The organism is Lysinibacillus sp. RC79, from assembly GCF_041262405.1.
GTDB lineage: Bacteria > Bacillota > Bacilli > Bacillales_A > Planococcaceae > Lysinibacillus.
Map to the genome: position 1 here is coordinate 61,053 of NZ_JBGCCD010000005.1, position 12,103 is coordinate 73,155.

The following is a 12,103-nucleotide window of genomic DNA, read 5'->3' on the forward strand; positions in this document are numbered from 1 at the left end:
TGCCCCATTTCAATCTTAAGTACCTATATATTATCCATAATTTTTGGTAATTTTGGAATACCGAAATAAGGTGTTTCGGAAAACCACTATTGCTTTTTCGGAATAACGAAGTAGTTTTTTCGGTGTAGCCTATGATAGTGTAAATCTAGCATATGTGACGAAAAGGGGGAGCATTGCATGAAAAAGAAAGGATTGCCACTAATCCTTTTTTTTCTAGTCGTCATAATGTCGTACCCGAAGACAACAATCGCTAAGAACTTTGAGAATGATGCGGTGAAAGTAGATATTTGCATTATTGGGGGTGACAATCATTTTGTCTATAAGATTCCTAAGCATTTACATAAAGATACGCCGTATGTTGAAATGAAGAATAATATTGAATCTTCCTTAGCTAGTCATTGGAAGATCGGGGATGCTCGTTATGAAGCCCACCAGACTGATGTTGCGTACACTTTTTCCATTAAAGATTTAATTAATGAAAAACAAGATGGTCAAATGAAGGTAGCGATACCATATACTTTTTTAGTAGGTATGTTTGGTGAAAATGATGCCATTCAATTACGCATTTTGGCTAGCAAATTAATCGACTGGAAAGCCAACTCAAAGGATTGGGCAACTCTTGGCTTTGTGGCACCGCCCACTTATTTTAGTGAACAGGAATATGTTTATGAGGGAGAGGTCAACGAGCTTCTTCAGCAGCGGGTAGGACATTTTAATGGCACGGTTATGAAAGGGCAAATGGTACTACAAAGTGTTATTTATTTTAGCTTTATTATTGCACAGTTTATTGCCTGTATAATTTTATCAAGGCGTTTAAAAAAGAGAATTATTGAAGATCCAGAAAACATGCATCAGTTCCGAAAGCTTAACTATCTGTACCAAATCATTCCATTAATGATTATCGGTGTGCAAATTGTTTTTCTTGTCATGTCAGGGTTACTGACTGCGTTTGGTCTCTATTTCTCCCCAGGGATTGATCTCGTGCTTATTATTGGACCTATTGTATTTAATATTATTTTGTTGCCAATGTTTTTTGTCACGATTGAGAATGAAATCTCAAAAGAGCTGGAAAGCAATTCCTTTGGCTCTGACATGTAAATATTGTTTTTATTTTTGGGCGTCCAAATGTAGTTATTAGATGTTATAATGGTCAACAGCATACTTGAAGGAGCTGTTTATTAACATGGCACATCCAGAAATCGCGTACTTAAATTTACTACAACATATATTAGATAATGGCGTTAAAAAGGAAGATCGTACAGGAACAGGTACATATAGTGTATTTGGCTATCAAATGCGATTTGATTTAAGCAAAGGCTTTCCTCTTTTAACGACTAAACGTGTACCATTCAAGCTTGTAGCAAGCGAGCTACTTTGGTTTATCAAAGGGGATACAAATATTCGTTATTTACTGCAAAACAACAACCATATTTGGGATGAATGGGCTTTTAAAAAATGGGCTGAGTCTGATGAATACACAGGTCCTGATATGACAGACTTTGGTCGTCGTTGTTTAGTGGACGAGTCTTTCAATGCTAACTACAAAAAAGAGTTAGCATCATTTTGTGAGCGTGTTTTAACAGATGATGAATTTGCACGTAAATACGGCGAGCTTGGAAATGTTTACGGCAAGCAGTGGCGTAATTGGACAACATCAACAGGGGAAAGTATCGATCAATTGCAAGATGTAATCGATCAAATCAAGCACAATCCAGATTCACGACGCATTATTGTCAATGCATGGAATCCAGAGGATGTGATCAATGCTGGAGGAAAGGGCAGTAAAGCTGCATTACCTCCATGTCACGTGATGTTCCAATTTTATGTCGCAAATGGTAAATTGAGCTGTCAGCTAATGCAAAGAAGCCTTGATACATTACTAGGCTGTCCATTTAATATTGCATCATATGCATTACTGACACATTTAATTGCACATGAATGTGGTTTAGAAGTTGGCGAATTTATTCATAGCATTGGGGATGCTCATATATATGTAAATCACGTGGAACAAGTAAAAGAACAGCTTTCGCGCGAGCTTAAGGACCTACCAACCTTAAAAATTAATCCAAATAAAACGTCAATTTTCGACATAGAGCTCGAAGATCTTTCTATTGAGGGCTATGATCCACACCCAACAATTAAAGCACCAATTGCCGTTTAAACAGAAGCAGCAGCCGTCTTGGCTGCTGCTTTTTTAAGCGAACTAATAGCGAATCGTCGGGTAGATTTGTTAGAGCGAAGGATAGAAGCAGCAAGGTGATGGATAAAAGTTAGAGCGACGGATAGAAGAGCCGGAGTGATGGAAAGAACTAGCAGAGCGACGGATAGAAATGCTAAAATGATGGATAGAGCCAGCAAAGTCGTGGTTAGAAAGGTCAAAATGGTGGATAAAACCGCCAGAATCGTGGATAGAAAGGTCAAAATGATGGATAGAACCAGCAAAGTCGTGGATAGAAATGCCAAAGCAACAGAAAGAGCCAAATTGGTTAATCTAGAGCGAAATCTCTAGCAATTATATGAAGGATGTTTAAATTTATGAAATTTTTCCGATATAAGTTTTAATCTGGAAGTCCTAATAAAAATTTAGAGGTGAATGATGTGAGGGTATCATTGATTTTTCAAATAGACGGAAGAGAACGTGAGCAACGTTTAAGGACGAAATTGCTTATGAATACTCCTCAACCAAAAGAGGGATCTGAGCTACCACACATCTCTACAAAATTAACACAGGAGCAAATACATAATATGATGCAAGTCATTGAGGAAATTCGCCTGAAACGTTATAAAGAAAGACTATAAATGTAAGCGCCTTCTAAGCTATAATAGCTGAGGAGGTGTTATATAATGAACGTGATATTTGTAGATTCGGTTTTAGGTACAGAGCTTTTACAAATGGTGTCACATGATGTGGCAGGTATATTAGCAGCGGCACAGGGCGAAAGTGTGACGTTTCCGGTTGGCCATTTTAAGTATGAATTCCATAACTTAGACTTTTATGAGCAAGATGGAGAAATACGACAAGAATTAGTCATTTACGTAAAGAAAGTATAAATACTCCGTAAAATGAGAAAAATAAATGCAGGTACAAATAGAGTAATTTGTTTGCTTTTATTTAAACCTGTAACTATAATAGTTACAACGGGTGGTGATACATATGGTGAACAGTCGATTTTCGGTAGCGATCCATATACTTTCGCTTATTGCAACAACATCTGATAAAAGTCAGCTGACGTCTGAGTACATCGCTGGAAGTGTGAATACAAATCCAGTTGTTGTGCGACGAATGATCGGTGTGCTTAAAAAAGGGGGCTTGCTTACCTCACAATCAGGTATTGCAGGCTATGACCTTTTAGTAGAGCCAAATGATTTAACGCTTTTAGCTATTTACCATGCGATTGATGGGCCAGAGCAGCTATTTGCGATTCATGATGAGCCAAATCCAGCATGTACAGTTGGTCGAAAAATCCAACGGTCGTTGGAAGGTGTTTATACATCTGTTTGGCATGCAATGGAAGAACAATTACAAGCACAAACTTTACAGGATGTGCTAGATCAACTTCGTTAAATCAACGAAGTCGGTCTTTTGTATCTAACCTGTAACTAAAATGGTTACAATTGAAAAATAGGAGGAATTATAATGATGAAAATTGCAGTAATTGGGGCAACAGGGAAAGCAGGACAAAAGATTGTAGAGGAGGCGCTGCAACGTGGTCATGATGTAACTGCGATTGTCCGTTCAGCTTCCAAAGTAACAGCCAATATTCCAGTAATTGAAAAGGATGTTTTTGCATTATCTCAAGAAGATATGAAAGGCTTTGACGTAGTCGTAAATGCGTTTGGTGCTCCTGCTGGTCAGGAGGAATTACATGTGAAAGCTGGCCGTCATTTAATTGAGATTTTCACTGGTATTCATACAAAATTATTTGTTGTCGGTGGGGCGGGTAGTCTGTTTGTAGACCCAGAGAAAACTGTACGCGTAATGGATACACCGGATTTTCCAGAAATGTTTTACGCGACAGCTAAAAACCAAGGTGAAAATCTACGTGACTTACAACAATCAACTATTACTTGGACATTCTTAAGCCCATCTGCTTTCTTTGATCCAGAAGGTCCACGTACAGGTAGCTATACTACTGGAGAAGATCATTTATTAATAAATGCTGCTGGTGAAAGTTATGTGAGCTATGCAGATTATGCCGTTACAGTGTTTGATGAAATTGAAAATCCAAAGCATGTTAACAGCCGTTTTACAGTGACTTCTAATAAATAATGATCAACCGAGCGTAAAAACTGCGCTCGGTTATTATTATTTTTCATTTTACAGACAAATGACTGTTTACATTACTGCATTAATTAGCTACTATCAAGTGTGAGGATTACATAAAAGGAGACGACAATTATGTCCACACAACGTATAGAAAAAGACTTTTTAGGTGAACGTGCCTTACCAAGCAATGCTTATTATGGAATTCAGACGCTTCGTGCAACTGAAAATTTCCCGATTACAGGATATACAATTCACCCTGCTCTTATTAAAGCAATGGGTATTGTAAAAAAAGCAGCTGCTATGAGTAATATGGAGGTACACCTACTTTCAACAGAAATCGGAGATGCAATTGTCGAGGCTGCACAAGAAGTTATTGACGGTGAGTGGGATGCTGAATTTCTCGTTGACCCAATCCAAGGTGGAGCTGGCACATCTATTAATATGAATGCCAACGAGGTTATTGCTAACCGTGCCTTAGAGATTTTGGGCAAAGAAAAAGGGGACTACAAAACAATTAGCCCAAACAGCCATGTTAATATGTCACAATCAACAAACGATGCTTTCCCAACAGCAATTCATATTGCTGTGTTGAATTTGATAGATGAACTACTTCTTACAATGGAAAACATGCAAGCGGTGTTCCACCAAAAAGCGGAGCAATTTGCGCATGTTATTAAAATGGGACGTACACATTTACAAGACGCTGTACCGATTCGATTAGGGCAAGAATTTGAAGCATATTGCCGTGTTATCACTCGTGATATTGCGCGTATTCGTCAAACTCGCCCAAATTTATATGATGTAAATATGGGAGCAACAGCTGTTGGTACAGGATTAAATGCATTCCCTGACTATATTCAATCAGTTGATGTTCATCTTGCTGAAATTTCAGGATTGCCGCTTAAAGGCGCTACACACCTGGTGGATGCAACACAAAATACTGATGCTTATACAGAAGTATCAGGCTCATTAAAAATCTGTATGATTAATATGTCGAAAATCGCTAATGACCTTCGTTTAATGGCATCTGGTCCACGTGCTGGATTAGGGGAAATCGTTTTACCAGCTCGTCAACCTGGATCTTCTATTATGCCAGGGAAAGTAAATCCTGTTATGCCAGAGGTTCTTAACCAAGTGGCATTCCAAGTAATTGGTAATGACCATACGATTTCTTTAGCATCTGAAGCAGGACAATTAGAATTAAACGTTATGGAGCCTGTGCTTGTCTTTAACTTAATTCAATCTATTAGCATTATGAATAACGTGTTCCGAGCATTTACACAAAATTGCTTGAAAGATATTGAAGCAAACGAAGACCGCATGAAAGAATATGTGGAAAAAAGCGTTGGTGTGTTAACAGCAGTGAACCCGCATATTGGCTATGAGGTAGCTGCACGAATTGCGCGTGAAGCAATTTTATCTGGTCGTTCAATTCGTGAACTTTGCATCGAAGAAGGTGTACTAACGAAAGAGCAATTAGATTTAATTCTAGATCCATATGAGATGACACATCCAGGTATTGCCGGATCAAGTATTATGAAATTAAAATAATTTATTATGAAAGCACTTTGTCTAAGGCAAAGTGCTTTTATGTTTTTGTAAAAACTATTATGTCAATAAATTTAAGGAGTCATACTTTTATATCACATCTTCATTGACACAATGGTTTTCGATACTACGAAAGCACTTTCTCTTTTGTAATTCATTTCTCTTACAAAAGTTGGGCTTTTTTCTATGAATTTCAGGAGAATTAAACTATAATAACTACGTTGGAGTAATATTATAGTTGGAGGAATTTAGTATGAGTTTACGGAAAAAAAGTATAATTTGCTTTTCTACTTTAAATGTTCTCATGGGTGTCATTTTAATTATCGACCTAGCAAATTTAACTTCATTAAAATGGTTATCAACTTTATTAACAGTAATGGGAATTACTATGACATTATCTTGTATTTTCTATGTAAAATTTAAAATCATTAAGCCTATTAAGCAATTAGCAGAATCCGCTCAAGCAATCGCTGATGGAAATTTGCGTACAGCTCCGATTGAAATTAATTCCAATGATGAGATCTCAGACTTAGCTAAAGCGTTTTTAGAGATGAAGGAACAATTACATACGATGACACAAAAAATTGCGAGTAGTTCTACAGATTTATCAGCGAGCATAGAGGAGCTATCAGCAAGTACAAATGAAATTACAAATGCAGTTAACGAAGTTGATTCACAAATGGAGAATACAACTGAGGGTCTTAAGAAAGCAGCACAGTCTGCAAATGAAAGTGCTATCGCTATGCAAGAAACTGCTGATGGCATTGAACGTATTACCGTGGCAACGCAAGATGTATTTGATCATGCAAAAGAAGCAAATGACATTGCAGGCAACGGTGCGGAAATTTTACATGTGGCTAAAAATCAGATGGAATTTATTTCAACTTCTACTGAAAAAACAAGTGAATTAATGCAGCAATTATCTGGAAAAATGACAGATATCAAATCGATGACAGACATGATTACGGCTATTACAGATCAGACGAATTTGCTTGCATTAAATGCAGCGATTGAAGCAGCGCGTGCCGGAGAGCATGGTAAAGGCTTTGCAGTAGTAGCGGAGGAAGTTCGAAAATTGGCAGAGCAATCTAAGCATTCGGCTATTCAAATTGTCGAGCTAGTAGTGGGCATTGAAAGTGATACAAAACAAGTAGCTACCTCTGTCGAAGAGGACTTGAAAAACGTTCAACAAGGCGTCTATGTTATTGATGAGGCCACAAAGTCGTTTGGTACGATCTCTCAGCATGTTAGCAAAATGACGAACCAGCTAGAGGATATTTCCGCAACAGCTGAAGAGCTTTCAAGTAGTGCGAATGAGGTGACAAAATTAGTATCGACAATCGCAACTGGAATGGATAGCTTATCTAATAATACAGAGGTCGTTCTGCAGTCAGTTGATGAGCAAAGTGCTTCCATGCAAGCGGTCAACATGGTAGTATCACAAGACTTATGTGTACAAGCTGAAAATTTACAAAAGCTGACACAGAGATTTAGTAGACACTAATTGATAGAAATATAGTATTCATTAAAAAAGGCTATTTTACAGGAATTAATTTTCTGCGAAATAGCCTTTTTTATTTTATATCAGTTGCATTGATTAACCGTTGTTACGAGTGATAGCGTAGAGCCGATTCCTTTACTTAATAGCTTCGGAATTAAATATTAAATAAGCCGAAAAAATCGGTTTTTATCGTCAAAAATACTATGCTAATCATAAACATCATTTCTGCGATAGTAACAACAAAATCCCTTTTATTATCCGCATATCTCCATTCCATAAATGCTCGTAACATTTCAGATGTTATTAAAAAGATAATTAAGATAAACCATGTTTCAAAATACCAGGGAATTCCAACTGTATCGTTGTAAATCATATAATACGAACTAATTAATAATAGACTTAAAAAAATTATTCGTACAGTCCAATCTAGTTTTTTATGTCTTTCGTTAAGGTGATTATAAGAAAACCATTTCTTTCTTTCGACACCTAGCAGCTTTCTAATGACAAATCCAAAAGTACTAATTACTAAAACAAGCACAATTAGAAAAAGTATTAGTGTCCTTAGTTCAAAATTAATCAATTTCAATCACCTCTTAAACCTGCTCTTTTCTAAACTAACTGAAAATTCTTTCTGTATAGAGAGTGTAGCACAGTAGAGTGTGATTTAGTAGTGAATTGGAAAATGTGCAAACGGGAAGGGGAGGAGCCGGCGGGGATTTTGAAATTTATGTTAAAGAAACATTGCTAAAAATTGGAATGGCATTTTGAGTAAAAGTTGATTTTTTGGTATAATTTTGAAAGAAGGGTGGGGAATATGAATGGGTATAAATTTTAATAGTTTTCTTAAAGAAGAATTGTCAGTAATCGATATTCAGACAGCTATGGTACATGGTGATATAACATCAAAAGAATTAACTATGTATTATTTACACAGAATTGCTAAGTATGATCAAGATGGACAGAGAATTAATTCTATGCTTGAAATTAATCCTGAAGCGCTATTTATTGCTGAAGCTTTAGATGAAGAAAGACTAACAAAAGGGACTAGAGGGCCTCTACACGGAATTCCGGTAGTTTTAAAAGATAATATCGAAACGAAAGATTTTATGCATACTAGTGCGGGCGTAATAGCATTAGAAAATTATTTAGCTAAGCAGGATGCATTTCTAGTAAAAAAGCTCCGTGAAGCAGGGGCTGTTATTTTAGGGAAAACAAATATGACTGAATTAGCAAACGGTATGTCGAGTACGATGTGGGCAGGCTATAGTTCTCGAGGTGGACAAACACTTAATCCTTATGGTGATCCAGAACTTTTCGTAGGAGGATCTAGTTCAGGGTCAGCGGTAGCGGTTGCATCGAATTTTTCTGTTTTATCAATTGGAACTGAGACAGATGCCTCGATTTTAAGTCCAGCTATTCAAAATTCAGTAGTTGGCATAAAACCGACAGTTGGGCTCATTAGTCGACAGGGCATTATTCCGTTTACTTACTCTCAAGACACAGCAGGACCAATGGCTAGAACAGTAACAGATGCAGCTATTTTATTGGGAGCATTAACAGGAGTAGATAAAGAAGACGTCGCCACATATAAAAGTGAAAAAAGGTTATATAAGGATTACACCAATTTTTTAGATGCCACAGGATTAATTGGTGCTAGAATGGGTGTTTATAATAATGCCTCAAAAGCTTATTATGACTCAGGGGAATATGACGAAACACTTTTTAATAATGCAATTCAGGTTTTAAGAGAGCAAGGAGCCGATATTATTGAAGGTATCGAAATCCCTTCTTTTCATAGAGACTGGAAATGGGGAGTACCGCAATACGAATTAAAGCATAGTTTAAATAATTTCCTTGTCAATCTACCTTCCCACATGCCTGTCCATTCTATCTCTGAGTTAATTCAATTTAATAAACATTCAAAAGGAAAGTCGTTGAAATATGGGCAGGATAAATTGGAATCGAGAGAGAATTTACCGAACACATTAAGAGATTCTGACTATTTAAATGCAAAACTAGAAGATATGTATTTTTCTCAAGAACAAGGGATCGATTATACGTTAAAAAAATATGAATTAGATGCGATTATCTTTCCATCATATATAGGTTCGACAATTAGTGCAAAAGCTGGTTATCCGTCTATTGCCGTCCCAGCAGGGTATATGGAAAATGGGAGACCGTTTGGCATAACTTTCGCAGGAACTGCATTTAGTGAGGATGTACTAATAAAACTCGCATTTTCATTTGAACAAGCAACTAAACTACGAAAAGCTCCGAAGTTGTATTAAGATCCTCTGGTAGGCAAAGTAAACACCGTTAATCTCGGAGAATAGCCTTATATAAAGGAATGGGTATTAGAATTTGATCGATGGTAAAAAAGTGAAAATTTTCTTTTTTTGCAGAAGGTGGATTTTATTGAAAAATTATCTAAAAATAGTTATGGCATTTGTTCTAATAATTTCAATTCTAACGCTTACTTCCTGTACACAAACAGAAAAATCGAAAAACAAACTTTCTGATTCCAATGAAAAACAAGATATTGAAAGTATAGTTACATCATTCGAACACCCTCAAACAAAGCAAAAGTTTGAAATAGTAAATGCCTATAAACTTTACAATAACTATATAGATGAGGTTAAAAGTAATCCAGAACTTTCACAATTGGAGATTTATAATGAAGAGGTAATTAAACCAATATATAGTGCTTGTTTTGAGGATGGTGAATATCTTCATATAGCTGACCCTGTTCTAAATGTAGATCCTGATAGCCTAACAGAAAATCAAAAATTAAGCGAACAAATTGACCGGGAAGAAACAGAAAAAATTATAAAAGGAGCTCTTATAAAATCTTCTGACCTGATTGCATCCGAAAATGAAACAACAGTATGTGTTTTGCCTGTCACAAATACAAAAGCAAGTATGGTTACAGTGGGGGCAGGAAAAATAATAGTCCTATACAATAAATCTTATACCGAAAATGATTTAAGGTCTGGTATAGCTCACGAATATCATCATAGTGTTTGGACTGAGAAGTACTTACGAAAAGATATACCTAGAACTATTTTGGATAACCTAATATTTGAAGGAAAGGCAGTTGTGTTTGATAAGCTAGTTTATCCTGACATTTATTATTATCCAATTTATACAACATACAACAAAGATGATTGGTCGAAAATTGCATTAGATCTCGAAAAGTCTGACTTTAATCGGTCTTACGAAATTATTATGGGAGGTAATGGCCTCCCTAGTTTATATGGTTACGGTGTAGGCTATAAATTAGTTAAATCCTATCTTGATTTGAACCCAAATTTAACACCAGAGGAATGGACTGCCATAAGTTCAAAAGAAATTTTTGAAAAAGGAAATTATCTTGAAAACTTTAATTAATAATTTTTTGTAACGAATTATGGGAAAGAAGATAACATGAAGAAAAAGAACAAGTAACTGGAATATATTGTGTTATTTGACTTTGGAAATACACTCCTATACAATTGATTTTAATAATCAATAAGGAATATAGAGTTTACTAGATTGCTTTGACAACTGAATAGCGTGGAGTAATAGGTGTAAATTGCGTGCAATTTACTTAAAAGGGAAGTCGGTGCAAATCCGACACTGTCCCGCAACTGTAAATGTGAGCGACTTTTCAAATACCACTGTTTAACGACGGGAAGGGGAAAAGTAGCGATGACCATGAGTCAGGATACCTGCCTATTATGAGTACACACCATAACCCTACGAGGAATAGGAGGTGGCATGTTGACAAAACAGAATGCTCTGTTCGTCACTGTACGTCAAACGCCCAGAATAAAAGAAGGTATTGGCTATCGAGCTAATTCTTTCATATTTGGGCATTGTTTGACATTATATGATGAACGAAAAAGATAGAATGAAGGATTTCCTCTTAACGCGAGGAAATCCTTTTTTTACTGATGACTTCCGTTTTGAAAATATGTACGAAAAGAGGATGAAGTATGACGAATATTCATGTATATACAACACAGGAATCGCAATCTTTAAATATGAAAATTTGTAAGCAGCCACGCACTGAAGTTACTAAGAAAGTTACAACAAGAATGGTTGTAGAATCACTTGTTGATCAATTAATAGCTAGCAATCTTATTAGTAATGAACGATTATTTGAGCAAATTTTATATAACAAAGATATTATTTGGATTCAAAATGAAAATATTAATGGGCACCTTTTTGCAAAGGCGGATATGACAGATCAGCTTAAAACAAAAACAAATAGTTTTATGATGTATATGCCGACAAATCCAATTGTGTATGAGGTGAATGGTGAACGTTATCATTTAATTACACGCATTGATTCGACGCGTGCAAAACCAAATTTAGAGCGACTTTCCCAAGATCCTAATCCAATATTAAGTGCTGCGCGGGTCAATGATTTATTGTGCTCGATAGTAATGCGCTTTTATGAAATATATTTAGAGGATTTATCACAGGTAGCTCATAAAGACAAACAACTGATTAATTTTGTAGAGCGAGAGTATCATCAATTTTTAGAAGCTGTGAAGGAACTTAATGATTATCATTTAAACTGGCATCCACGTGGTAACGGTCATGAACTATTGCTTGAATTAATTGATAATTTGCAACTTTTGAGAAGCCGACCTGGCAAGGTTTTAATTGATTTTTCTAATTCCCATAGCCACGTTGTGGTGGAACCTTCATATCGCATTTTTAAACAAGCACAGAAAACAGTACAAGCTTTATAAATTAAATACGCGCGGGGTGAAGAAGAATACCCGCGAATTGGAGTGGAA

Annotated in this window: 14 protein-coding genes and 1 riboswitch; of the genes, 13 read left to right on the forward strand and 1 reads right to left on the reverse strand. The window is 36.2% G+C overall.

Going from position 1 to position 12,103, the window contains the following annotated elements; translation table 11 throughout:
* Window positions 1-177 precede the first annotated feature (177 nt).
* From ABH968_RS06555 to ABH968_RS06595, 9 genes are all read left to right on the forward strand, one after another.
* Window positions 178-1,098, forward strand: coding sequence for a hypothetical protein (locus ABH968_RS06555; RefSeq protein ID WP_370043211.1), 921 nt, complete (start codon window positions 178-180; stop codon window positions 1,096-1,098).
* Window positions 1,099-1,183: 85 nt separating this feature from the next.
* Window positions 1,184-2,161, forward strand: coding sequence for a thymidylate synthase (locus ABH968_RS06560; RefSeq protein WP_370043212.1), 978 nt, complete (start codon window positions 1,184-1,186; stop codon window positions 2,159-2,161).
* Between the two features lie 138 nt (window positions 2,162-2,299).
* A complete protein-coding gene (locus ABH968_RS06565; RefSeq protein ID WP_370043213.1) occupies window positions 2,300-2,509 on the forward strand; it encodes a hypothetical protein in 210 nt (69 codons plus the stop codon).
* Between the two features lie 101 nt (window positions 2,510-2,610).
* Complete coding sequence (locus ABH968_RS06570) at window positions 2,611-2,799, forward strand: hypothetical protein (RefSeq protein WP_370043214.1); 189 nt, start codon at window positions 2,611-2,613, stop codon at window positions 2,797-2,799.
* 45 nt (window positions 2,800-2,844) lie between these two features.
* Window positions 2,845-3,051, forward strand: a complete 207-nt coding sequence (locus tag ABH968_RS06575) for a thymidylate synthase (protein WP_370043215.1) — start codon at window positions 2,845-2,847, stop codon at window positions 3,049-3,051.
* A gap of 103 nt (window positions 3,052-3,154) precedes the next feature.
* Window positions 3,155-3,565, forward strand: coding sequence for an Rrf2 family transcriptional regulator (locus tag ABH968_RS06580; RefSeq protein WP_370043216.1), 411 nt, complete (start codon window positions 3,155-3,157; stop codon window positions 3,563-3,565).
* Window positions 3,566-3,640: 75 nt separating this feature from the next.
* Entirely contained in the window at window positions 3,641-4,270 is a 630-nt protein-coding gene (locus ABH968_RS06585) for an NAD(P)-dependent oxidoreductase (RefSeq protein ID WP_370043420.1), read from the forward strand.
* Between the two features lie 129 nt (window positions 4,271-4,399).
* Window positions 4,400-5,818, forward strand: a complete 1,419-nt coding sequence (gene aspA, locus ABH968_RS06590) for an aspartate ammonia-lyase (protein ID WP_370043217.1) — start codon at window positions 4,400-4,402, stop codon at window positions 5,816-5,818.
* A gap of 250 nt (window positions 5,819-6,068) precedes the next feature.
* Window positions 6,069-7,319, forward strand: coding sequence for a methyl-accepting chemotaxis protein (locus tag ABH968_RS06595; protein WP_370043218.1), 1,251 nt, complete (start codon window positions 6,069-6,071; stop codon window positions 7,317-7,319).
* A 151-nt stretch (window positions 7,320-7,470) separates the two neighbouring features.
* Here ABH968_RS06595 and ABH968_RS06600 read toward each other — a convergent pair whose 3' ends face one another.
* Window positions 7,471-7,854 carry a DUF4181 domain-containing protein gene (locus ABH968_RS06600; protein ID WP_370043421.1) on the reverse strand — a complete coding sequence of 128 codons (384 nt, stop codon included), beginning with the start codon at window positions 7,852-7,854 and terminating at the stop codon, window positions 7,471-7,473.
* A 280-nt stretch (window positions 7,855-8,134) separates the two neighbouring features.
* On the opposite strand from ABH968_RS06600, the gene ABH968_RS06605 reads away from it, so the two are divergent.
* The 4 genes from ABH968_RS06605 to ABH968_RS06620 all read left to right on the forward strand — a co-directional run bounded on the left by ABH968_RS06605 (window position 8,135) and on the right by ABH968_RS06620 (window position 12,055).
* A complete protein-coding gene (locus ABH968_RS06605; protein ID WP_370043219.1) occupies window positions 8,135-9,604 on the forward strand; it encodes an amidase family protein in 1,470 nt (489 codons plus the stop codon).
* A gap of 127 nt (window positions 9,605-9,731) precedes the next feature.
* A complete protein-coding gene (locus ABH968_RS06610; protein WP_370043220.1) occupies window positions 9,732-10,703 on the forward strand; it encodes a DUF2268 domain-containing putative Zn-dependent protease in 972 nt (323 codons plus the stop codon).
* A gap of 158 nt (window positions 10,704-10,861) precedes the next feature.
* Window positions 10,862-11,045, forward strand: a riboswitch (cobalamin riboswitch).
* 30 nt (window positions 11,046-11,075) lie between these two features.
* Window positions 11,076-11,204: a hypothetical protein gene (locus ABH968_RS06615; protein WP_370043221.1), complete on the forward strand. Its 129-nt coding sequence runs from the start codon at window positions 11,076-11,078 to the stop codon at window positions 11,202-11,204.
* Between the two features lie 86 nt (window positions 11,205-11,290).
* Complete coding sequence (locus ABH968_RS06620) at window positions 11,291-12,055, forward strand: hypothetical protein (RefSeq protein ID WP_370043222.1); 765 nt, start codon at window positions 11,291-11,293, stop codon at window positions 12,053-12,055.
* Window positions 12,056-12,103: the final 48 nt, after the last annotated feature.

What these genes read in the sequence shown, in the direction of transcription:
- aspA (WP_370043217.1), top strand. Translation starts at nt 4,400, where the DNA reads ATGTCCACACAACGTATAGAAAAAGACTTTTTAGGTGAACGTGCCTTA.
- ABH968_RS06560 (WP_370043212.1), top strand. Translation starts at nt 1,184, where the DNA reads ATGGCACATCCAGAAATCGCGTACTTAAATTTACTACAACATATATTA.
- ABH968_RS06620 (WP_370043222.1), top strand. Translation starts at nt 11,291, where the DNA reads ATGACGAATATTCATGTATATACAACACAGGAATCGCAATCTTTAAAT.
- ABH968_RS06605 (WP_370043219.1), top strand. Translation starts at nt 8,135, where the DNA reads ATGGGTATAAATTTTAATAGTTTTCTTAAAGAAGAATTGTCAGTAATC.
- ABH968_RS06565 (WP_370043213.1), top strand. Translation starts at nt 2,300, where the DNA reads ATGGAAAGAACTAGCAGAGCGACGGATAGAAATGCTAAAATGATGGAT.
- ABH968_RS06575 (WP_370043215.1), top strand. Translation starts at nt 2,845, where the DNA reads ATGAACGTGATATTTGTAGATTCGGTTTTAGGTACAGAGCTTTTACAA.
- ABH968_RS06585 (WP_370043420.1), top strand. Translation starts at nt 3,641, where the DNA reads ATGAAAATTGCAGTAATTGGGGCAACAGGGAAAGCAGGACAAAAGATT.
- ABH968_RS06555 (WP_370043211.1), top strand. Translation starts at nt 178, where the DNA reads ATGAAAAAGAAAGGATTGCCACTAATCCTTTTTTTTCTAGTCGTCATA.
- ABH968_RS06580 (WP_370043216.1), top strand. Translation starts at nt 3,155, where the DNA reads ATGGTGAACAGTCGATTTTCGGTAGCGATCCATATACTTTCGCTTATT.
- ABH968_RS06595 (WP_370043218.1), top strand. Translation starts at nt 6,069, where the DNA reads ATGAGTTTACGGAAAAAAAGTATAATTTGCTTTTCTACTTTAAATGTT.